Raw genomic sequence first — 21,051 nt, forward strand, 5'->3', positions numbered from 1 at the left:
CTTGGCCGCCGCTGGGTCGCCCCCTCACTCCCTCTTCTCCCCCGGCCTCGCGTCCGCCCCGGTAGGGGTGGAATCGGGCGTCAACTCCGCGAATCCACCCCGGGTAACCTGACTGCTGGACCAGACACCCGAGTACGCGGGAGGCGGTAACGGCCGTGTCAGCACGCGACGGTGAACCCGACGTGCCCGAAGAGACCCCCCGCCCCGACGACGACTCCCCCGCCGAGGACCCGGCCACCGCCGGGTCCGCCGATGAGGAGACCGCGTCCGAGGGCGCCGAAGGCGAGGGGGAGGTCGCGCGGCCCCGACGCCGGCGGGCCCGGATCGCCCTGGTCGTGGCCGCCGCCCTCGCCCTGATCATGGTCGCGGTGGTGGCCGTGCCCACCACCCGTAACGGCCTGCTCGATCTGTGGTGCGACGTCACCGGCGGGGTCTGCCCCGGCGAGCCCCTTCCTCCGATCACCGAGGACGAGGAGGTCGACTGGCGGGTACGGGTGGAACCGGAGGAGGCCGTCCTGTGGGGCAACTACGTCGCCCTGGGCGACTCCTACTCCTCCGGGGACGGCGCGGGCGACTACGATCCCCTCACCGCCGAGCCCGGTGAGTGCTGGCGTTCGGAGAACGCCTACCCCAGGCTGATCGAGGAGGAGTTCCCCTTCGAGGGCTCGCTGGCCTTCTACGCGTGCAGCAGCCACCGGGGCTCGCAGATGCTCGAGCAGCTCGGCACTCCCGAGTCGCAACTCGAACGCGTCACCGAGCACACCTCGTTGGTGACCCTCGGCATCGGTGGGAACGACCTGGGGTTCATCCCGGTCCTGCGTACCTGCATCATGCGTATGCCGCTCCTGGAGCGGACGGCCTGCACCGACCAGGAGTCGGAGGTCGACGAGCGCATGGACCGCTTCGAGAAGACCCTCACCGAGGTCCTCGGAGAGATCCGTGACCGTGCTCCGGACGCGCGTGTGCTGGTCCTGGGCTACCCGAGGCTGTTCCCCGAGGATCCTCCCGGCATGTACTACACCCTCTCCGCCAACGACCAACTGTGGCTGAACGGGCTCGCCGAACGGTTCAACGACCGGATCCGGGACACCGTCTACCGGGCCGACGGCGAGGTGTACGGGGCCCGTCAGGTCGGCAGCGTCGAGTTCGTGAACGTCTTCAGCTCGTTGAGCGGCCACGAGGTCAGCGAGGACGACGCCTGGTTGAACGGCATCGTCCTGGGACAGATCGGCGAGGGGTTGAAGGTGGACCGGGCGAGCTTCCATCCCACCGCGCAGGGGCAGCGGTCGATCGCCGAACGGGTCCGCCTCCAGATCGCGGAGGGGCCGGAACGGGTCCTGTACCAGTCCAAGGAGCGGTTGGAGAAGGTCGACCCGGACGTGCTCACCAGGGAGCTCGGCGGCCCCTTGGACCCGGTCCACCCCGAGGACGGGGACGAGGGGGACGGCGACGAGGTCGCCGACGAGGCCTCTCGGGAACCGGCGGCGGATTCCTGAGACCCCTCCTTCGCACACGACGGCGCCCCGGTCCGTTCTCCGGACCGGGGCGCCGGTGTTCGCGCGAGGGGTCTAGGCCTTCTCGGCCTTGAGCTCCTGGATGACCTCGGCGAAGCGGTCCAGGCCCCAGTGGAGGTCCTCCTCCTCGATCACCAGGGGCGGCGACATGCGCACGGTCGAGCCGTGGGTGTCCTTGACCAGGACCCCGTGCTCGGCGAGCCGCTTGCACAGCTCCTTGCCGGAGGCCAGGGCCGGGTCGACGTCCACGCCGGCCCACAGGCCGATGCTGCGGGCCGAGACCACACCGTCGCCGACGAACTCCTTGAGTCGTCGATCGAGAACGTCGCCCAGGCGGCGGGCGTTCTCCACGTAGGGGCCCTCGGTCAGCATCCGGACGACCGTGGAACCCACCGCGCCCGCCAGCGGGTTGCCGCCGAAGGTGCTGCCGTGCTGGCCCGGCTGGATGACCCCGAGCACGTCCTCGTCGGCCACCATCGCCGACACCGGGAGGATGCCGCCGCCCAGTGCCTTGCCGAACAGATAGGCGTCGGGGACCACTCCGGTGTGCTCACAGGCCCGGATGGTGCCGGTGCGACCCAGCCCCGCCTGGACCTCGTCGGCGATGAAGAGCACGCGGTTGTCGTCACAGATCTCGCGGACCCTGGGCAGATAGTCGTTCGGCGGCACGATCACGCCCGCCTCGCCCTGCACCGGCTCGATCAGCACCGCGACGGTGGTGTCGTCGATGGCCTCCTCGATCGCCGCCGCGTCCCCGTAGGGCACGGAGCGGAACCCCGGCGTGTAGGGGCCGAAGCCCGTCTTGGCCTCGGGGTCGGAGGAGAAGGAGATGATCGTGGTGGTGCGGCCGTGGAAGTTGGCGCCGGCCACGACGATGGTCGCCTGATTCTCGGGGACGCCCTTGACCTCGTAGCCCCACTTACGGGCCACCTTGATCCCGGTCTCCACCGCCTCGGCGCCGGTGTTCATCGGCAGGACCTTCTCCTTGCCGACCATGTCGGCCAGAGAGCTCACCCACGGACCGAAACGGTCGTTGTAGAAGGCCCGGCTGGTCAACGTCACCCGATCGAGCTGGGCGTGCGCCGCCGCCATCAGTTCGGGGTTGTGGTGACCGAAGTTCATGGCCGAGTAGCCGGCCAGACAGTCGAGGTACCTCTTTCCCTCCACGTCGGTCACCCAGGCACCACGGCCTTCGGCGATCACGACGGGCAGGGGTGCGTAGTTGTGCGCCGACCTCGCCTGGGCGAGTTCGATGTGGTCAGCGCTGGAGAGTCCCTCTCCGACGGGGTTTCCGGCGGAGTCCTGCTGTCCCGGATTGTGGGAGGTCATCTAAGCCGCTCCGATCACCATTGACCGATGTCAGACAGTAGATACCCACCGTGAGGCCCGGTAGCGCCCCGCCGGCGGGATCTCCAAGAGTTGAGCAGATGATCCGGTGAGCACACAAGAGGTGGCCGACATCACCGACCGCGGGGAGGGCCCGAAACCCGGGGGTCGTCGTCACCGGTACGCCCTCTGAGCGGGACTCTTCCGGGCTCGGCCACGAAAGGGTGACGGAGCACGGTTACGCAGGTGACGCGGTCCACACGGCTTTCCACGATCAGGTCCGTCCGCGAGGGGTACGGTCGCCGTACAGTCACAGCCGCCGCGAGCGCCTTCGCCGGGGACGGCCGTCACGCGACGTCAGGGAGGATCAGCCGTGCCACACGCGTCCCCGGACACACCCTTCTCCCTCGCCGGTCTGATGGCGGAGGTGAGTCGGGCCGTGCCGGAGCGGATCGCGATCATCGCGGGTCCCCGACGGCTCACCTACCGCGCCCTGCACGATCGCTCCACCCGCCTGGCCCGCCACCTGGTGACGGCCGGTGTGCGCCCCGGTGAGAACGTGGCGATCCTGGCCTTCAACCGGGCCGAGTGGGTCGAGTCCTTCCTCGGGATCCTGCGCGCGGGCGCGGTCCCGGTCAACGTGAACTACCGGTACGTGGCGGGCGAGCTCCGGCACGTGCTCGCCGACTCCCACGCGGTGGCCCTGATCGCCGAGGACTCCCTGGCCACGACGGTCACCTCCGTCCTCCCCGACCTCCCCCGGCTCCGGCACGTCCTTCTGTTGGAGGACGGCACGGAACGCGACGCCGCGCTGAACGGTGTGGACTACGAGGAGGCGTTGGCCGCCCAGGGCTCCGGGGACTCCTCTAAGCCCGAGCTCCCCGTGACCAGCGGCGAGGACCACTACCTGCTCTACACCGGAGGCACCACCGGCTACCCCAAGGGGGTGCTGTGGCGCCAGGCGGACATCTTCCGCGCCGCCGTGGAACGTCGTGCCCCGGGTTCCCCCCGGTCCCGCACCCCCGAGGACGTGGCCGCCCGCGCCGTACGCTGTTTCCCGCAGCGGATGCTGGTGCTGGGCCCGCTCATGCACGCCGCCGGTCAGTGGAACGCCCTGAGCATGCTGTTGTGCGGCAAACGCGTGGTGCTCTCCACCGACCGCAGCTTCCGCCCCGACCGGATCCTGGAGTTGGCGCACCGCGAGGGCGTCCACGCCGTTCAGCTCGTGGGCGACGCGATGGCCCGCCCGCTGGCCCGGCACCTGCTCACCGAGCCCGGCCTGTGTCCGGAGTTGACCTCGGTGCGTTCCGGCGGCACCCCGCTCACCCCCTCCGTACAGGCCCTGTGGCGGGCCTGGCGGGAGGACGTGGTCCTGGCCGACTCCTATGGCGGTTCGGAGACCGGTGTATGCGGCTCGGCGACCGCCCCCGACACCGCGGCCACGGTCGCCGACGCCACCGACCGGCGCAGCTTCACCATGGGCGGCAGCATCGAGGTGCTCGACGAGACTCTGCGACCGCTGCCGCCGGGATCTCCCGAGGTCGGCAGGATCGCGCGGACCGGTCGGATCCCGATGGGCTACTACAACGACCCCATCGCCACCGCCCGCACCTTCCCCACGGACCCCGAAGGCCGGCGCTGGGCGCTGTCCGGCGACTACGGGACCCGGGCCTCCGATGGATCGATCGTCCTCCTGGGCCGGGGAAGCGTGGTCATCAACACCGCCGGGGAGAAGGTCTACCCCGAGGAGGTGGAGGCGGTGATCAAGTCGCACCCCTTCGTGGACGACGTGATCGTGGTGCCCGCGCCGGACGAGACGTTGGGCCAGCGGGTGACGGCCCTGGTCTCCTCCACCGCCGAGGGCGCTCTGGACGAGAGGGCGCTGCGCGCCTACTGCCGTGGGCGTCTGGCGGGGTTCAAGGTGCCCCGGACCGTGCACTTCGTGGACCGGGTGCGGCGTACCGCGGTCGGCAAACAGGACTACCGGTGGGCGGCCTCCGTGGTCGACCGCTCTCCCTCCTCCGCCGTGCGAACCCTGACCGGGCCCTCCGGACTCTGATCCTCGGGATCCTTCCCGGCCCCGGGCCGGGAAGCTTCTCGGGAGGACTCGAGTTCACTCTCTTCCCATCCGCATCGGTTTCGGCTGTCGATCTCAGAGTTATTTCATCAGCCGGAACCGGGAATCCGGACGGCCGAGACGCTTCTGTCCCCTTCGGGCGACGCTAGAATGACGACGCCCGGCCCCGGGGCCCCAGCGCCCTTCCCCTCGTGCGGCCGGGGCGATGAACCTCGGCGCGGATCCAGGGATCGGACCCTCCCGGTCTCCCTCGTGGGCCGCGCCACCAGTACCCCTTTTGCTCCGCCGGCCTACCGTGGACACGGGACCGGCGGCACCACCAGGACGGAGGACGGCGCCCCCTTCCCGGTCGTCCCGGGGCAAGCGCCCGACAACATGGCCAACTCAGTAGGCTCCTACATCTTCAACGCGGTGCGCGGCGGAGCCGTGGGCACCTCCGAGGCTCTGCCCGGCATCAGCGGCGGCACCGTCGCCCTGATCGTCGGTCTCTACGACAAGCTGATCGGCGGCGCGGGCCACGTGGTCAGCGGGATCAAGCGTTACGTCACCGACGTGCCCCGCGGCCGCGGCAAGGACCGGGCCATGGAGCAGTTCCGACTGGTCGACTGGGCCGTGCTGATCCCCGCCCTCATCGGTATGGCGGTCGCGCTGATCCTGGCCGCGGTGCTCATCGCCCCGCTGGTCGAGAGCCACACCCAGTACGCCTACGCCCTCTTCTTCGGCCTGGTCCTGGCCTGCCTGTGGATCCCCTACACCGGGGCGGGCAAGACCTGGAAGGCCTGGCACTACCTGCTCGCGCTGGTCTGCGCGATCCTCTCGTTCCTCATCATGGGCCTGCCGGGCGCCAACCTGCCCACGCACCCGGTCGTGGTCTTCTTCGCCGCCGCGGTGGCCATCTGCGCCCTGGTCCTGCCCGGCATGTCCGGCTCGTTCATCCTGCTGGCCCTCGGTCTGTACGAGCCCACCATGGCCGCCCTGCGCGCCGCGGACCTGCCCTACATCAGCGTCTTCGTGCTCGGCATGATCACCGGCCTGGCGTTGTTCGTGAAGGTCCTCCAGTTCCTGCTGGAGAACCACCACCACATCACCCTGGTGGTGCTGACCGGGCTCATGGCCGGTTCTCTGCGCGCCCTGTGGCCTTGGCAGAGCGAGGACCGCGAGATCCTGCCGATGACGGACATCCCCATCACGGTGACCTTCATGGTGGTCGGCTTCCTCGTGGTCACGGCCTCGATCGTCTGGGAGCAGCGTAAGAAGGCCCAGGCCGAGAACCCCCGACGGTACGAGGACATGCCCGTCCACTAGAGTCGGACACAAGCCCACAAAACACATATCGGGGCGGGGCCGGACACCTTCACGGGGTCCGGCCCCGCGAGGCGCGGGGTGCCGGAATCTCCTCCACCGGCTGAGAGCACACCCGTCGAACCTGCCCTAGTTCGTACTAGCGAAGGAACGCCCATGAGTGCGTACAACGTCGTGTCCATCGCCGGTAGCGACCCCAGCGGGGGCGCCGGTATCCAGGCGGACCTGAAGTCGTTCTCCGCCCACGGGGTCTTCGGGATGAGCGTGGTGACCGCGCTGACCGCCCAGTCCACGCGCGGGGTCACCGGGGTCCACGGGGTGCCGGCCTCGTTCGTCACCGACCAGATGGACACGCTGTTCCAGGACGCGACCGTGCACGCGGTCAAGGTGGGCATGCTGTCCACCGCCGAGGTCACCGAGGCCGTCGCGGCCGCGATCGACCGCTACCGGTTGCCGAACGTGGTGGTGGATCCGGTGATGGTGGCCAAGAGCGGCGACCGTCTACTGGAGAGCTCCGCGATGGAGGCGCTCCGCCGGGAGCTGCTCCCCCGCGCGGACCTGATCACCCCGAACCTGCCCGAGGCCGCCGACCTCCTCGGCGAGGACGAGGCCACCGATCTGGCGACGATGTACTCCCAGGCGGAGCGGCTGCTGAAGCTGGGCCCGCGCCGGGTCCTGCTCAAGGGCGGACACCTTCCCGGCGAGGAGTGCGTGGACCTGTTGGTGGACGGCGTCTCCGACCCCCTGGAGCTGCGGGCCGACCGGGTCCCGACCCGGAACACCCACGGCACCGGCTGCACCCTCTCCTCGTCGATCGCCGCGCTGCTGCCCCAGAGGCCGGACATGGCCGCCGCGGTCACCGACGCCAAGACCTGGCTCACCCGGGCCCTGCTCCACGCGGAGGAGATCGACGCGGGCGGCGGGCAGGGGCCCGTGCACCACTTCCACGCCTGGTGGTAGCAGCGGCGTCCCCGGACCCGTTGACCTGCGGTGTCGTGATCAGCCGGAGTCGTCGGCGCACACAGGGCGCACACTGTGGAGATTCCCGAGCCCGCTGGCGACCGCTTCGCGGGTCCGGTCCTCACTGTCTGGCCACAGCCCGGCGTAGACGTCCAGCGTGATGGCGGCCGAGCTGTGGCCCATGCGCGTCTGCACGGTCTTGACCGACTCGCCGTAGCGGATCAGCAGGGAGGCGTAGAAGCGCCGTACCGAGTGCAGGCCGGAACGCTTCGGCATCCCCGCTTTGGCCATCGCCGGGGTGAGGACCCTGTTCCACTCCCAGCGGCGGACGGGACCACCGTTCGGCAGGGTGAAGAGCAGGTGTGCTGTCCGCCGCCGCGGCTTGTGGGGGTCGGTCCGGTCCTCGATCTCCACCGGCCCGGCCGGGAAGGAGTCGAGGTGGACGAGCATCATGTCCGCGGTTTCCCGCGTCAGCGGGATGTCTCGGTAGCTGGCCGGGCTCTTCGGCTGTGCCAGGTAGGCGACGTTGTCCACCGGGGTGACCAGTTGCTGTTCCACGCGCAGCACCAGGTGCTCGACGTCCAGGTGGTGAAGCTCCAGCCCGAAGAGTTCCCCTTGCCGGAGGCCACTGCCAGCGGCCAAGAGCACGACGGCCTTGAACCGTTCGGGAACGCCGTCCACGACCTCGCGCAGGGTCTCCATCGGCATGACGGGCTCAGCCGTCTTCCGCTTTTCCGGAAGGCGGATGCCCCGGCAGGGGGTCTTGGTCAGTAGGTCGTCACGCACGGCGGCCTCGAAGACACCCCGCAGGGTGGCGTAGATGCTCTCCACCGTGGCCGGGGCCAGTGACTTGCCGAGCCGGGTCACCCAGCGCTGCACGTCCGAGGGAAGGATGCTGGACAGCCCGCGGTGCCCGAACTCCGGGTAGATGTGGTTCTCCAGTTCCCCGAGGATGCGGGAGGCCGTCAGCGGCCGGTGGAGAACGTCCTCACGCCATCGGTCCGCGAACTCCCGCAAGGTGACCTTGCCCGCCGCAGGGTCCACATAGGTTCCTCGCAGGAGTTCGCCTTCCACCCTCTTCAGGTGGCGTTCGGCCTCGGGCTTGGTCTTGAACTTCGGGGACTTCTGCTGTCCTCTGTCGTCCCGGTAGCGGGCAGCCCAGCGCTTGCCGCGGCCGTAGGAGGCGGACTTCTCACGTCGAAGCGAGCCGTCCGGGAGCTTGACGGTCTTGTGCCAGGTGTCGACTACAGGCATTGGTGCACCTCAGTCCTGGTCCAGGACCCAGGCGCGGACCTCGGTCGGTTCGTAGCGGACGTGGCGGCCGACGCGGTGAGATGGCGGTCCGGTGCGCAGGTATCGCCACTGGTAGAGGGTCTTGGCCGGGACGCCGAGGTAAGCCGCGGTTTCGTCCAGGGTCCACAGCCGTTCGAGGGTCTTCACCTGTCCACCTCCGCGTCTTCAGTGGACCGGCCCATCCCGGCGACCAAGGACGCCAGCGCCCACTCTCCCGGGGTGAGGCCCTGTCCGAGGTAGTGCCAGTTGCCCAGGGTCAGCGTGGAGTCCTCTTCGTCCTGGGCCAGGAGCGGGGTGAAGGTCTCGGTGTCCCAGGGGCGCCCGGCGGCGTAGTCGGCCCGTACCTGACGCAGCGCACCGAGGGTGGTGGAGTAGCGGCGCGACTTGGTGGAGAAGTGACCGCGGAACCCGAGCATGTGCGCCCACTGGCGCAGCTTGAGGTCTTCGAGCTGGGGGTACAGGCGCGTGTTGCCCAGACGCCAGCAGGTGTAGATGAGCTTGCCCGCGTGCGCGCGCACCTGGGTCATATCCACGTGGTCGATGTCGTGGATACGCCGGTCCAGGGTGCCGGTGTCCTCAGCGGCCTTGGTGGCGTACTTGGCGATGTACCCGGCCACGGCCGTGTCCGTCAACGCCCGGTCGGGGCCGAAGTCCTCGATGGGGCGCACGTCCACCTGCTCACCCCACTCCAGGGTCCAGGTGCGGCCGTTAATCTCGGGGGAGGTGAGCGAGACCGCACGAGCGGCCGAGTCCACGGCCGCGGTGAGCATGTCCATGCTGGCCCACACCGGAGGCGGCGGCCAGCCGGTGGGGTCCTTGGTGTAGCCGTCCAGCCGGATCACGGCGTGGAAGTGCACCGCGCCCCGGGACTGGAACTCGGCGACCTTGGCGTAGGAGATGCGTACCCGCTTGGCGAAGGCCGTACGCGAGAGCCCAGCGGCCGAGGCGAGGTGGTTGCGCAGGTACAGGGTGAAGCGCCGCCACAGCTCCCCGGCGTGGGCGTGCCAGAGCACGTGACCGATGTAGTCGTAGGCGGCCGGGTCGAGCGGCTGTCCGATGCGGGGGTCGTCGGCGCGGTGGTGGGTGAAGCAGGCCGCGCCGGTGCGGCGAGGGTGGCACACCCGAGTGCGGCCGTCCTTGCCGGGGCCGCGGTGGACCGCGCCGAAGGAGGGAGCTGTCAGGGTGACGAAGGCCCGGGGGTGCACGCCGACCGAGGTGGGCACGCCCTTGTCCCCACCGACGATTCCGGCCTTGACCAGGTGGTAGGTGTCAGCCCGGTACTCCTCCGAGCAGGAGGGGCAGCGCGAAGCCCGCCGGTTCTTGCACCGCATGAGCAGTTCGTTGCCGGGTTCGGTGGCGGTGGAGTAGCGCGAGAGCAGTTCCCCGGTGGAGGCGTCCACACGGGTGGTCTCACCGGTCAGGCGCACGGGGCAGGCGCAGCCGCGCAGGGCACGGGCGCGGGTGATCCACCGGTCCAGGTGGTTCTCGTCCAGGGCGGTGATGCGGGCCAGGGCGGGGCCCAGGAGTCCGCCGACGTGTTCGGGTTCGGGCATGGCGAAGAGGCCTTTCGTGGATAGGTGAGGCCCCGGCGCGGCTGGTGTTGTGGAAGCAGGGCCGTCGCCGGGGCCAGGAGAAGGAGTTACAGGCGTGCGCGGGTCATGAGCGGCCCCGCCAGTTCTTGAGGGTGCGGCGCTCGTCCAGGAAGACGGTGGTGGACTGCGCCGGTACCCAGGTGTTGGAGCAGTCCCCGCACGAGGAGCCCAGGTGTTCGCCGTCGCGGGTGTGGTCCTTGACGTTGCTGCTCTGGCAGCGCGGGCACCTCACCGGGCGTCCTGGGGGCTGCTGGTGGCGATGAGCGCGGAGGCGAACAGGGCCGCGTGGTGCATGGCCTGATCCACGTGCGGAGCACCCCCGGCCTCATAGAAGCCCTTGGAGCCGGTACGGGTCATCCACCAGCGCACCGGCCAGCGGCGATCGATCACCGAGTGCGTCACCCAGGACACCGCGACCCCGGCGGCGAGCCGGGCCGGGGAGAGCCGCAGCCCCAAGGCGCGGGAGGTGAGGCCGATGGCGGCGAGCTGAGCCAGGTGGTAGCTGGCCACGTGCGCCTGGTTCGCGGTCCAGGACTCCATCTTGTGCTGGGCCTGGTGGTCGTTTTGGAGCAGGTAGTCACCCACGTGGTGCGCGGCCGTCATCGCGGCGAACACGGCGGGGAAGGCGTTGGATGTCATAGGCTGGTCGAGCCCCTTTCGTTCCTTGCATTCGCGTGTTGGGTTCGTTGGGTAGGTGAACCGGGGTGCGGCGGGTGTGTGGAAGCAGCGCCGCACCCCGGACTTGGTCTCAGGCACTGGGGCACTGGTTCGGGTGGTAGTCGGACGTGCCGTCGCGATAGACCAGGTCACCGCAGTTGCTACAGATTTCCAGCCGTCCCATGAAGAGCCTCCTGTTCGTTTCAGACGGACCCGGTTGGTCCCCACACCGCCCCGTAGGGCGGCATGGCCATCAACCGGATGGCCGGGCGGGTTCTAGGCCGACTTGGGGCAGCTGTAGCAGCGCTCCGGAACGGTGCCGAGGGGGCCGCTGTAGCTGACCGGGTGTCCGCAGTGGCGGCAGGTCTCGGTGTGCCTCATCGGGTCGGCCTCCCCACGGTCAGCTTGGTGTCGTCGTTGCCCTTGACGGGCTTCTCCCAGCAGTTCACGGTGATCTCCTTCGTTCGGTCTCGCGTGTTGGGTTGGTTGGTCAGGCGAAGCGGGTGGCGGGTCGGCGGGTGTGTGGAAGCAGGCCGCCCACCGGATCAGGTCGGGGTGTGGCCCAGGCCGGAGCAGTCAGCGCAGGTGTGGCCCTCGCTGGTGATGCCGTGGCCGTAGCAGGACGAGCACAGGTGGCTGTCGATCACAGCGCCACCCTCCCGGTTCCCTTGCAGGTGGGGCAGGTGCTGTACTTGCGCACCAGGAACCCGAGCTTCTGAAGCAGCACACGGCCGGTGCCGGAGCACTCCAGGCACATCACGGTCTTGGTCTTCATGGCGTTGGCCTTTCAGGTCGTGCCGGTTCCGTTGCAGTTCGCGCAGTCCCCGGTGCGGCTGACGCCGGTTCCCGCGCAGGTGTGGCATTGCATCGCTTCGCTGCCTCTCAGGTGGTGATCTGTTCGCGCAGGGTCGCGGCCACCGTTTCGGAGACCCCCAGGCGGGAGCGCAGCGCGGTCACGGTGATCTCACGGCCGTGGGTGACGCGGTAGTCCTGCGCCAGTTGGGCGGCGTAGGAGGCCAGCGGGTGACCCTGTTCCACGGCGGCCGGGGCCGGTTGCGGGACCGGAGCCACCGGGGCCGGCGGGGGTTCGGGCGCGGGAGCCGGGGCGGGTTCGGTGTGCTGCCAGTGCACCTCGGTGACCCGGAACTCCTCACGCTCGGAGGAAGCCGGTTCAGCAGACGCAGGCTCTGGCGGCTCCGGGGCCGAGTGGGCGGCGCGGCGTTCCAGCATCGAGACCGCGACCAGGAACGCGGCGGCCGGAACGGCGGCCATGATCCAGCCCCACACCGTGGGTTGGGCCGTGGCCAGGTTCGCGGCCAAGGTCAGCACCACCGCGCCGACCAGGACCACGGTCGGCCAGGTCACCCCGTCCTTGACGCCCCGGGCAGCGTCACGCTGGCGTTCCCGGGCGGCCATGACGCAGGTCAAGTCGATGGAGACCGCCACGGCCCAGGCCATCCACCCGTGCTGTCCGGACTTCTCGGCCAAGTCGCGGATATGGGTGAAGGAGCCCGCGGCTGCGATTCCGGCCAGGACCAGGATCGGAGCCCAGTCCGCCGACAGCGACGCCAAACGCTTCACCGTTCACCACCCCCTCTCGATCTCGCGGTAGTGGTCCTCACACACCCACTCGTTCGTGCTGGTGGTCTTGGTGTACGCGGGGTTGCAGCACCGCGAGCACCAGTAGGAGAGGCCCATCAGGACAGCTCCTCTTCCAACCGGTCCCAGTCCACGGCGTCCACCGGCACGAGGTCTTCGGTCGTGCGGGCCTCACCCGCGACGAGCAGGTCCCAGGCCGGAGCCATGTGGGCGAACTCGGCGGAGGCCTCTTCGGCCATCTGTTCCGTGGTCAGGTCCGACCGGCCCCGGTACCAGCGCCCGTCCGCTCCCACGGTCACGGCGACCCCAGGCATCTCGGCGGGGATCTTCAGCGCGGCCGACAGCGAGTCCGGGGCCAGGTCACCGAGCGCCATCTTGGCGGTCTCGCCGTCGTTGACCCGGTGGCAGATCCGGCCGGTGATCTGAGCGCGCAGCGCCGTCACACCCGGGCCGAGATCGGAGCCGACCCGCTGTCCGGCCACGACCAGGTACAGACCGAACGCGCGGCCGAGCTGGGCGTTGCGCAGCAGCAGAGTCGAGGTGCGCGCGATCTCGTCCTTCTCGGACTTGTCCGTCATCAGGTAGAGTTCCGCGACCTCATCGACCACGGTCACCACCGGCGTGGGCCTCACCTGTTCGGGGAGCTGCCAGATGTTGCGCACCCCCGCCTCACGGCACAGCGTCATGCGGTCGGTGAGCATGGTCATCAGGTCATCGAGCAGCCCCGCGCACTCGGTGCGGGTCGTGGCCAGCTTGGACATGCGCCGGGCGTAGGGGGTCAGCTCCACCCCGCCCTTGAGGTCCAGCCCGGCCAGCGCCACCGGCTGCGGTGCGAGTTGGTACACCAGGGCGTTGATGTCGGTGGACTTGCCCGACTGGGTGGCGCCCATGATCAGCCAGTGCGGCACCGCGCGGAAGTCGATGATCCACGGGTCACCGGTCTCCAGCGTGCCCATGCGGACCTTGAGCAGCTCCCAATCCGCGGCGAGCGGTCCGGCGTTGGTCACCGTGCCCAGCGGGTCACGTCGGGAAGCGGCCAGCTCCACCCATCCGGGGCCGGAGGTGCGCAGCCGCACCGAGTCCACCCGCCAGGCGTGCGCGAGCCGGGTCAGGGCCTGGGCGTAGTCGTCAGGGGTCTGCCCGTCGTGCAGCCGGGCGCGGACCCGGAACCCGTAGGGGGTGGGGCGGAACCGGTACAGGCGAGGCTTCTTCTCCACGCTCACCCGCTGGATACCGCCCTTGACCTTGGTCTTGCGGCGGGTGTGCGACAGGCCGCATCCCTGCGCCACGTGCTCCCAGGTCAGGTGGACCCGCAGCGCGGAGCCGACCAGGCCGGGGCCATAGGACCAAGTGGTGGGCGACCAGTGGTGCCAGGCGGCGGCCGAGAGCGGCACCGCGGCGGCGGCCGGAGGCACCGCCCACAAAATCTCGGGGAACATCAACCTTCTCCTCTCAGGGGGTTTCGCCCTTGCCGTGGCAGGTCGGGCACAGGGTGAGGTGGTAACCGGGCATGTGCCGGACCTCCCCGGTGCCCGCACACACCGAGCAGGCGGGCATTACTCGGCGGCCCTGCGCAGGTCCAGGGGCGCGATCGAGGAGGCCGAGAACGCCACGCCGTGGCGGCCGTTGGTCTCCCAGGGGATCGCGGTCAGGCCCTGCACGGTCAGCGGGGTGCCCAGACGGGCGGTGATGGCGTTGGTGGCCGGAAAGCTGACCAGCAGCGTCTCGGCGTCGTTGTCCTCCACCTGGGCGAGCACCTTGAGCTGCCACATCGGGGAGCCGTCGGCGTTGTACTTGATCTCGCCGGTCTGGCGGTCCTTGACCTTGGGGCGCGGGGAACCAGCAGCGATGAAGACCATCTGGGACGTGTCCACAGGGATGCTTCGCACGGAATCTCTCCTAGCGGTTAGGCGTTAGGTAGCTCGAAGGCTGACCGCTTGCGGCAGTCGACCTAACACGAACCTAACACATAGCGGTTAGGCGTCAAGAAGTATTGAGAAGCTACCTACCAGTAACTTTTCAGCGAACCGCTAGCCTTTAGGTGACCGATGGAGGAAGAGCTACATGCTGGAGAAGCCGAAGTCGCGCTACGAGCAGGTCGCCGAGCGCCTTCGTAACGACATCAAGCAAGGCAAGTACCCGCCGGGCGAGAAGCTGCCAAGCCAGACACAGTTGGCTCGCAAGTACGGTCTGGCGCAGACTTCCATCGGTCGTGCGATCGCACGGCTCAAGAACGAAGGCCTAGTCCGAGTTGAGGACGGTAAGGGCGCCACGGTTCTCGAAGTACCTACCGTCAAGCGTGTCCGGCGAACCCCTTACGAGGGGAAGGGCGGCAGCTTCGCCCAGGCGATGCGCGAGGCCGGTCTCGAACCGCACACACCCTTGGCTGCCAAGCCGGAAGTAGTCACCCCGTCGGCCGAGGTGGCGACCTACCTACAGATGGGTGAAGGACAGGTGATCCGGCGCGAGCGGCACATGTTCGGATCGGGCCATCCGATGCAGATCGCTATATCCCACATCCCGCTCAGTGCCGCCGGTTCTCTGGACATCACCGGCACTGACACCAACCCCACAGGGATGTATGAGCGGTTGGCCCAGCGCGGCCACAAGGTGACGCGCTTCCAAGAGCGTATTGAAGTTCGCCGCCCCACCGAGAAAGAAACGACGTTCTTCGGCATCACTGAGAGCACCAGCGTCCTTGAAGTCGTGCGCACCGCCTACGACCAGGATGAGAAGCCAGTGGACGTGACGTTCAACGTCTTCCCCGCCACCCAGTGGGCCCTGACCTACGAGTGGAACGCCCATGAGTGAACTACCGCGCCACTCGGTCAGCGTGACAGGTGTGGTCTTCAATGACGATGGCCAAGTCCTCGCGATCCAGCGCCAGGATGACGACCGTTGGGTTCCACCTGGGGGCGTTCTGGAGCTGCACGAGGATCCTCGGGAAGGAGTCGTGCGCGAGGTCTTCGAGGAGACCGGCGTGAAGGTGAGGCCGGGCAACCTCATCGGGGTCTACAAGAACATGCCGCTCGGTGTGGTGAGCATGGCGATCTCCTGTGAGGTCGAAAGCGGGGATCCGAGGCCATCGGATGAAGCCGTGATCGCACGGTGGATCTCCGTTGAGGAGGCACGGGAGCGGATGCCGGAAGCGAGGCTGATTCGTGTCTTGGACGCCCTGCGGGATGACGGCCCGTTCATCCGCTGCCACGACGGTACGAATCTGGTGTGAACCAGAGAAGGAGCCCGGAGGACCTTGGAGTCTTCCGGGTTTCTTCATGCCCGAACCCGGGTGATGAGAAGTTTCCTTACGTCTTCAAGCCCGCACCTGCGGTGCGGGGCAGCCTTCGGCTGAACTGGGCGGTCGGGTGCGGGACGCGGCCAGGAGGGCAAATGGCCGAGCGCGTTGCTGGCGGCTGCGGCCCCGCGGTCGCCACGGCGAGAACACTGCCTCCGGCGGGGACTCCGGGCTCCAGGAAGCGGGGGTGGCTGCGCACGGTGCAGGTCTGCTGTGGTGGTGCGCCCCTCTCCCCTTTCACCCGTCGTCCAGTCAAGGACCTACCACACCACCCAGGGGCCACAAGGTCGTTCGGACAGTGGGGCGCTCCACCTTGTGGCCCCTGGGTGGCGCGGTTGCGCTGCGCGTGGACGAAGGGTGACGGGAAGAGGGGCGGGGCGGGAGCGTGGTGGGGGAAGGGGAGGCAGGGGGTGGGCCTGGTTCCTTTGCTGATTCGACCCGGACGGGTCGAAGCGCGAAGCGGATGAGGCAGGCCGGGCCGGGGATGATGGGGCGAACGCGGGAGTCAGGACGCGGGGGCCGGCGGGGTGTTTCAGGGGACGAGCGCGAGGACCAGGGCGTGAGGCACGCGGGTGTCGCGGGGCATGAACCACCGGGGATTCTCTCCGGCGGATCAGTGCGAGCGTTTTGATGTACCGAGCAACCAAGAGTGCGCAAGCGCGGTTGCTGGACACCCTGACGGGTGTCCGGCGGTAGGCGCGCCGCGTCCGCGCTCGCCTGCGTCCCGCGCGGCGCGTCCTCGCGCGCCCCGCCGTGCCCAAGAGGTCGGGCACGGCGTTCGTCCCAGGGGGTCGAACCAAGGGCAGCAAAAGTCCAGGGACCAAGGGGTGGACTGGACCGACAAGGCGGCAAGGCCGGGGCGTGCGGGTTCCAGAGAACCAGGCCAGGGCAGCGGGTGACGGGCGTAGGACACCAGGAAGCAGGGCCTCAGGGGAGCGCAGAAGGCAGAGAAGAGGGGAAGGGCGGAGATTGAAAGAGAGGTGGGCTAGCGCTCACGAGTACAAGGTGCCTGGCGTAAAGAGGCCACTCTTCTTTGTCGAGAGATCCTCGCTTCTAGCTGCATAGCACTCACGTAGTCGCATGGACACTTTATGGTGACTTTCTTCTCGTTTGGGCATATAGCATTACATCTGCTGGGCTTCTCGTCCCCCTGGGTGTACAATCCCCGTGTGAATTGGATAGAGTTCTCTTCTTCCGTTATTGGCTACCTGATTTCATGGCCGGTCGTAGTATTCTTTATCTTCATGATATTCCGCAAGCCAATATCTGAGCTTATTGCGAATGTCAAATTCATCAAGAGTCCCATTGGGGATGCTGAATTTGGCCAAGGAGTCAAGGAGCTTGAGGAGCAGCAGCAAGCACTCTCATCCTTGCCTCAGGAGAAGCATGAGCCGGAGCAGTCTTACCCTCCTGCCAATCTCTATGAAGAAGTTGCCCCAATAGCGGAGCACTCTCCTTCGGCGGCGGTAATTGAGTCCTGGAGGCGCATTGAGCAGGCCCTAGTGGATTTGTGCAAAGCCAGGGGAGTGGAAGTCGAAAACCCAAGGCGCACCGTTGACATATTGCGGCAGTTGGGTGTAGACAATATATTCACCTATGAGCTTTCTAGGCATCTTGATAGTTTGCGCAGGACGAGAAATAGCATCGCACACGGCAGGGAGGAGCCCACAGTGGGCGAGGCCATGGCCTATGCTGATGTCGCGAGTTCTGCCTATGCAGAGATTAAGAACTTGAGTATTGCCTAAGGTCAATTATTTGAGATTGGCGTAGGCCAGGGTTTCTTTTTCCTGCTCTCACGCTCCGGCCACCACCCTGCGGCGGCGCACATCGGGCGCACACGGGGACGGGCAGAGCCGAGAAACAGCGAGAACCGGCGAGCAGGCGAAAGCCCAGCTCACCGGTTCAACGAACCGAAGGCCCCAGGTAGGCCACTCCCCTGGTTCACTTCCACGCCTGGTGGTAGACGACCGCCGATGACGGCGGAGGGGGCCGGCTCCACATGGAGCCGGCCCCCTCCGCGTCCTCTCATCGTGTCGGGAGGCGTCCTAGCTTCGGACGTCCTCCATGACCGCGTCGGGGTCCCGCCAGTTCGGGTGACCGAAGAACTTCTTGGTCTCGGCGACGATGACCGGGGAGAGCAGGAGCAGACCCACGAGGTTCGGCAACGCCATCAGACCGTTGGCGATGTCGCTGAACAGCCAGACGGCGTCGAGACTGGCGACGGAACCGACGTAGATGATGGCGATGAACACGAGCCGGTAGGGCAGCACGAACTTACGGCCGCCGAGGAACTCCACGCAGCGCTCACCGTAGTAGGCCCAGCCCAGCAGGGTGCTGAAGGCGAACACGCCGACGGAGATCGCGACGATGTAGGTACCGGCCGCGCCGAGGGCGGGGTCGATGACGCTCAGGCCCTCGGACATGGCCCGAGAGGTGAGCAGCGAGCCGTCACCCGCGTTGTCCGTCTGCCACACACCGGTGACGATGATGACCATGCAGGTCATGCTCACCACGATGATGGTGTCGATGAAGGTCTGGGTCATGGAGACCATGGCCTGACGGACCGGCTGGGTGGTCTTGGCCGCGGCCGCGGCGATACCGCCGGTGCCCAGCCCGGACTCGTTGGAGAAGATGCCGCGGGCGAAGCCCATCTGGATGGCGAGCATGATGCCGGCGCCCGCGAAGCCGCCGGTGGCGGCGGTCCCGGTGAAGGCGTCGGAGAAGACCAGCTGGAGCGCGGGCAGCAGGGCGGCCCAGTTCACCGCGAGCACGAGCAGGCAGATGCCCACGTAGCCGATGATCATGATCGGCACGAGCGCGGAGGCGACCCGACCGATGCTCTTGATCCCGCCGAGGATGACGGAACCGGCGATGATCATGAGGAGCAGACCGACGAGCCAGGCCGGCAGCGGGGTCACGCTGGTGACCTGCTGGGTCAGGGTGTTGGCCTGGGTACCGTTGCCGATGCCGAAGGCGGCGATGGCGCCGAAGACCGCGAACGCCACCCCGAGGGTGGTGCCGAGGCCGCCCTTGATGCCGTACTTGAGGTAGTACATCGGACCGCCGCTCTGTTCGCCCTTGGCGTCGGCGCGACGGTACTTCACCCCCAGGAGGGCCTCGCTGTACTTGGTCGCCATCCCGAAGATGCCGATGACCCACATCCAGAACAGGGACCCCGGGCCGCCGATACCGATGGCCAACGCCGCGCCCGCGATGTTGCCGACGCCGACGGTGGCGGCCAGGGCGGTGCTCAGGGCCTGGTAGTGCGAGATGTCGCCCTCGACGGACGCGTCCTCCTTGCGGCGGACGAAGGCCAACCACATCGCGTGCGGGAGGCGGATGAGCTGGATGAGTCCCAGCCGGACGGTGAGGAAGACACCGACCCCCAGCAGCAGCGGGATGAGGACGAAGGGTCCCCAGATGATGCCGCTGACGAGATCGGCCATCTCAAGGAGTTGGTCCACAGGGGAGCTCCCTTTCGGTGAGTGTGCGGGGTCGAGAGGACCGGCGACGAAGCGGGGGAACCGACGCTCTCGTGGTCACGTCGGCACTGGCGAGCGCTGCGCGATATCGGCACAGAATGGCACCGACGCGTAACGAACACGTCACATGTGTTCCACATGAACGTTTCGTCGCGTCGATCCCGGCTCCCGCCATCTTGTCCCGTTCAGTCCTTTCCGCCCTCGACCTGCTCCAACGCCAGACGTGTGAGCGCGTCCGCGGCGACCTCGGGGTCGACACCTCGACCTACGGCCACACCGAGCAGGTAGGTCGTGAGCGGCGCGGCCGGGCGTGCCACGGAGTGCGCCGCGTCCCGCGCGAGGTCGAGGACACGGTCGACGTCGGCCTTGTGGAGCGGCTCGCCTCCGGCCGCGCCGAGTTCCTCGCGTACCAGTTCCGTCCATTCCTGGAGGGTCACCGATCAACTCCCTAGAGCGTTCTTTTGACTACATAAAGTGATGATAGCGATGTGCGGGGTCATACGGAGGACGACCGCCCGTACCGGCCACGTCACCCCCTGCTCGTCGAACCCACGCCCCGCCTTCGGACCGGGTTCGTCCGGGAAGCGTCCCCGGTTCACCCGCCGAGCCTAGCGTCGTGGACAGCGAGAACCCGGCGTTGGGAGCCCGTTCGCATGTCCCCCACCACCCCGCTCACCGTCCTCCCCCCGACCACCGATCACGGCCGTCCCCTGAGGGTGGCCATCGTGACCGAATCCTTCCTCCCCCAGGTCAACGGGGTCACCAACTCCGTGTGCCGTGTGGCCGAGCATCTGTCCGCCCGAGGCCACCGGGCCGTCATCCTGGCGCCCGGCCGCGGACCGTCCTCGTACGCGGGTCTCCCCGTCGTGCGTATGCCCGCCGTCCCCCTGCCCGTCTACCGCGACTTCGCGGTCGGGCTGCCCTTCCTCCGCACGATGACCGCGGCCCTGCGCTCCTTCGGCCCCGACGTGGTGCACCTGGCCTCCCCCACCGTCTTCGGCGCCACCGCCGTGGAGGTGGCCCGCCGCTGGGCGCTGCCGACCGTCGGCGTCTTCCAGACCGACCTGGCCGGTTTCGCCGGCCGCTACGGGCTGCCCTGGACCGGCGGCCTCTGGTCGTTGTTGCACAGGACCCACTCTGCGGTGGACCGCACCCTGGTCCCCTCCTCCGCCACGATGGAGGCCCTCTCCGCGCGTTCCTTCCCCCGGCTGGCACTGTGGCGACGCGGGGTGGACACCGTGCGCTTCTCCCCCGGTCACCGTTCCGAGGAATTGCGCCGCAGGCTCTCCCCGGACGGACGGACGCTCGTGGGATACGTCGGTCGTCTGTCCAAGGACAAACGGGTGGAGCTGCTCGCCCACGTCGCCCGACTGCGCGGTATCCGCCTGGTCGTGGTCGGGGAGGGCCCCGACCTCCCCCGGCTGCGCCGTCTCCTGCCGGACGCGGTGTTCACCGGACGACGCACCGGAGACGACCTCTCGCGTCTGTACGCGGCCCTGGACGTGTTCGTGCACACCGGGGCCGACGAGACGTTCTGCCAGACGGTCCAGGAGGCCCTGGCCTCAGGGGTGCCCGTGGTCGCCCCGGCCACCGGCGGACCACTGGATCTGGTGACCGACGGGCTCAACGGGCTGTTGTACGCGCCCGACTCGGTACGGGAGTTGAGGGTGGCGGTGGGCCGGCTGGCGCACAACCGGGCGGTGCGGGCGTCCATGGCCGCCGCGGCACGTCCCTCGGTCGCCCACCGGACATGGGAGGCGATCAACGAGGAGCTGATCGAGCACTACAGGTCGGTGATCGCCCCCAGCCGTGAACTGGCCGGAGAGCCGCTCCCCTCGCGCAGGGAGCCCTGACCGCTCGAGAACGACGAAACGGGCCCCTCCCCGGGAGAGATATGGGGAGGGACCCGTTCGGGGTTGCCGCCGCGCCCCCTTAAAACGCGGCGGCACATCCA

Annotated in this window: 20 protein-coding genes and 1 riboswitch; of the genes, 8 read left to right on the plus strand and 12 right to left on the minus strand. The window is 68.4% G+C overall.

Annotated features, from left to right (window positions below):
* Positions 1-155: 155 nt before the first annotated feature.
* Positions 156-1,496 (plus strand): SGNH/GDSL hydrolase family protein, encoded by a 1,341-nt coding sequence (locus TR33_RS03080; RefSeq protein ID WP_042281178.1) that lies wholly within the window; start codon positions 156-158, stop codon positions 1,494-1,496.
* Positions 1,497-1,568: 72 nt separating this feature from the next.
* On the opposite strand, the gene rocD is transcribed toward TR33_RS03080, so the two are convergent.
* Positions 1,569-2,843, minus strand: a complete 1,275-nt coding sequence (gene rocD, locus TR33_RS03085) for an ornithine--oxo-acid transaminase (RefSeq protein WP_042281180.1) — start codon at positions 2,841-2,843, stop codon at positions 1,569-1,571.
* 370 nt (positions 2,844-3,213) lie between these two features.
* Here rocD and TR33_RS03090 point away from each other — a divergent pair, with 370 nt between their 5' ends.
* The 3 genes from TR33_RS03090 (at position 3,214) to thiD (ending at position 7,179) form a co-directional block, all read left to right on the plus strand.
* Positions 3,214-4,899 (plus strand): acyl-CoA synthetase, encoded by a 1,686-nt coding sequence (locus TR33_RS03090; RefSeq protein WP_042281182.1) that lies wholly within the window; start codon positions 3,214-3,216, stop codon positions 4,897-4,899.
* 393 nt (positions 4,900-5,292) lie between these two features.
* A complete protein-coding gene (locus TR33_RS03095) occupies positions 5,293-6,222 on the plus strand; it encodes a DUF368 domain-containing protein (protein WP_193789603.1) in 930 nt (309 codons plus the stop codon).
* Between the two features lie 64 nt (positions 6,223-6,286).
* Positions 6,287-6,387, plus strand: a riboswitch (TPP riboswitch).
* Entirely contained in the window at positions 6,376-7,179 is an 804-nt protein-coding gene (thiD, locus tag TR33_RS03100; protein WP_042281183.1) for a bifunctional hydroxymethylpyrimidine kinase/phosphomethylpyrimidine kinase, read from the plus strand. Its footprint overlaps the riboswitch before it by 12 nt.
* A 39-nt stretch (positions 7,180-7,218) precedes the next feature.
* Here thiD and TR33_RS03105 read toward each other — a convergent pair whose 3' ends face one another.
* The 9 genes from TR33_RS03105 to TR33_RS03140 all read right to left on the minus strand — a co-directional run bounded on the left by TR33_RS03105 (position 7,219) and on the right by TR33_RS03140 (position 14,209).
* Positions 7,219-8,433 (minus strand): tyrosine-type recombinase/integrase, encoded by a 1,215-nt coding sequence (locus TR33_RS03105; RefSeq protein WP_042281184.1) that lies wholly within the window; start codon positions 8,431-8,433, stop codon positions 7,219-7,221.
* Positions 8,434-8,442: 9 nt separating this feature from the next.
* Positions 8,443-8,619 carry a helix-turn-helix transcriptional regulator gene (locus tag TR33_RS03110; RefSeq protein WP_042281185.1) on the minus strand — a complete coding sequence of 59 codons (177 nt, stop codon included), beginning with the start codon at positions 8,617-8,619 and terminating at the stop codon, positions 8,443-8,445.
* Positions 8,616-10,025 (minus strand): replication initiator, encoded by a 1,410-nt coding sequence (locus TR33_RS03115; RefSeq protein ID WP_042281186.1) that lies wholly within the window; start codon positions 10,023-10,025, stop codon positions 8,616-8,618. The genes TR33_RS03110 and TR33_RS03115 overlap by 4 nt, the downstream gene beginning before the upstream one ends.
* Positions 10,026-10,128: 103 nt before the next feature.
* Complete coding sequence (locus tag TR33_RS26530) at positions 10,129-10,296, minus strand: hypothetical protein (RefSeq protein WP_159068763.1); 168 nt, start codon at positions 10,294-10,296, stop codon at positions 10,129-10,131.
* On the minus strand, positions 10,293-10,703 hold the full coding sequence (locus TR33_RS03120; RefSeq protein ID WP_042281188.1) for a DUF3307 domain-containing protein: 411 nt from the start codon (positions 10,701-10,703) through the stop codon (positions 10,293-10,295). The genes TR33_RS26530 and TR33_RS03120 overlap by 4 nt, the downstream gene beginning before the upstream one ends.
* A 661-nt stretch (positions 10,704-11,364) precedes the next feature.
* Positions 11,365-11,496 carry a molecular chaperone DnaJ gene (locus TR33_RS03125; protein WP_042281190.1) on the minus strand — a complete coding sequence of 44 codons (132 nt, stop codon included), beginning with the start codon at positions 11,494-11,496 and terminating at the stop codon, positions 11,365-11,367.
* A gap of 107 nt (positions 11,497-11,603) precedes the next feature.
* Complete coding sequence (locus TR33_RS03130; protein ID WP_042281192.1) at positions 11,604-12,302, minus strand: DUF2637 domain-containing protein; 699 nt, start codon at positions 12,300-12,302, stop codon at positions 11,604-11,606.
* A 116-nt stretch (positions 12,303-12,418) separates the two neighbouring features.
* Positions 12,419-13,759, minus strand: a complete 1,341-nt coding sequence (locus TR33_RS03135; RefSeq protein ID WP_042281194.1) for an FtsK/SpoIIIE domain-containing protein — start codon at positions 13,757-13,759, stop codon at positions 12,419-12,421.
* Between the two features lie 117 nt (positions 13,760-13,876).
* Positions 13,877-14,209: an SCO3933 family regulatory protein gene (locus TR33_RS03140; RefSeq protein ID WP_013151645.1), complete on the minus strand. Its 333-nt coding sequence runs from the start codon at positions 14,207-14,209 to the stop codon at positions 13,877-13,879.
* Between the two features lie 175 nt (positions 14,210-14,384).
* On the opposite strand from TR33_RS03140, the gene TR33_RS03145 reads away from it, so the two are divergent.
* From TR33_RS03145 to TR33_RS26535, 3 genes are all read left to right on the plus strand, one after another.
* On the plus strand, positions 14,385-15,131 hold the full coding sequence (locus tag TR33_RS03145) for a GntR family transcriptional regulator (protein WP_042281198.1): 747 nt from the start codon (positions 14,385-14,387) through the stop codon (positions 15,129-15,131).
* Positions 15,124-15,549 carry an NUDIX hydrolase gene (locus TR33_RS03150; protein ID WP_042281200.1) on the plus strand — a complete coding sequence of 142 codons (426 nt, stop codon included), beginning with the start codon at positions 15,124-15,126 and terminating at the stop codon, positions 15,547-15,549. Before TR33_RS03145 ends, TR33_RS03150 begins: the two co-directional genes overlap by 8 nt.
* 1,235 nt (positions 15,550-16,784) lie before the next feature.
* Positions 16,785-17,360, plus strand: coding sequence for a hypothetical protein (locus TR33_RS26535; RefSeq protein WP_159068764.1), 576 nt, complete (start codon positions 16,785-16,787; stop codon positions 17,358-17,360).
* Positions 17,361-17,660: 300 nt separating this feature from the next.
* Here the strand turns inward: TR33_RS26535 and TR33_RS03155 are convergent, their stop codons facing one another.
* Together TR33_RS03155 and TR33_RS03160 are read right to left on the minus strand one after the other, a co-directional pair.
* Positions 17,661-19,079 carry an alanine/glycine:cation symporter family protein gene (locus TR33_RS03155; protein ID WP_042281203.1) on the minus strand — a complete coding sequence of 473 codons (1,419 nt, stop codon included), beginning with the start codon at positions 19,077-19,079 and terminating at the stop codon, positions 17,661-17,663.
* Positions 19,080-19,282: 203 nt separating this feature from the next.
* Positions 19,283-19,534, minus strand: a complete 252-nt coding sequence (locus tag TR33_RS03160) for a DUF6457 domain-containing protein (RefSeq protein ID WP_017534246.1) — start codon at positions 19,532-19,534, stop codon at positions 19,283-19,285.
* A 216-nt stretch (positions 19,535-19,750) separates the two neighbouring features.
* On the opposite strand from TR33_RS03160, the gene TR33_RS03165 reads away from it, so the two are divergent.
* Positions 19,751-20,950 (plus strand): glycosyltransferase family 4 protein, encoded by a 1,200-nt coding sequence (locus tag TR33_RS03165; RefSeq protein WP_042281206.1) that lies wholly within the window; start codon positions 19,751-19,753, stop codon positions 20,948-20,950.
* Positions 20,951-21,051: the final 101 nt, after the last annotated feature.

The organism is Nocardiopsis alba (assembly GCF_000710955.1).
GTDB lineage: Bacteria > Actinomycetota > Actinomycetes > Streptosporangiales > Streptosporangiaceae > Nocardiopsis > Nocardiopsis alba.

What these genes read in the sequence shown, in the direction of transcription:
- TR33_RS03135 (WP_042281194.1), bottom strand. Translation starts at nt 13,759, where the DNA reads ATGTTCCCCGAGATTTTGTGGGCGGTGCCTCCGGCCGCCGCCGCGGTG.
- TR33_RS03150 (WP_042281200.1), top strand. Translation starts at nt 15,124, where the DNA reads ATGAGTGAACTACCGCGCCACTCGGTCAGCGTGACAGGTGTGGTCTTC.
- TR33_RS03120 (WP_042281188.1), bottom strand. Translation starts at nt 10,703, where the DNA reads ATGACATCCAACGCCTTCCCCGCCGTGTTCGCCGCGATGACGGCCGCG.
- TR33_RS03165 (WP_042281206.1), top strand. Translation starts at nt 19,751, where the DNA reads ATGTCCCCCACCACCCCGCTCACCGTCCTCCCCCCGACCACCGATCAC.
- rocD (WP_042281180.1), bottom strand. Translation starts at nt 2,843, where the DNA reads ATGACCTCCCACAATCCGGGACAGCAGGACTCCGCCGGAAACCCCGTC.
- TR33_RS03105 (WP_042281184.1), bottom strand. Translation starts at nt 8,433, where the DNA reads ATGCCTGTAGTCGACACCTGGCACAAGACCGTCAAGCTCCCGGACGGC.
- TR33_RS03125 (WP_042281190.1), bottom strand. Translation starts at nt 11,496, where the DNA reads ATGAAGACCAAGACCGTGATGTGCCTGGAGTGCTCCGGCACCGGCCGT.
- TR33_RS03115 (WP_042281186.1), bottom strand. Translation starts at nt 10,025, where the DNA reads ATGCCCGAACCCGAACACGTCGGCGGACTCCTGGGCCCCGCCCTGGCC.
- TR33_RS03145 (WP_042281198.1), top strand. Translation starts at nt 14,385, where the DNA reads ATGCTGGAGAAGCCGAAGTCGCGCTACGAGCAGGTCGCCGAGCGCCTT.
- thiD (WP_042281183.1), top strand. Translation starts at nt 6,376, where the DNA reads ATGAGTGCGTACAACGTCGTGTCCATCGCCGGTAGCGACCCCAGCGGG.
- TR33_RS03095 (WP_193789603.1), top strand. Translation starts at nt 5,293, where the DNA reads ATGGCCAACTCAGTAGGCTCCTACATCTTCAACGCGGTGCGCGGCGGA.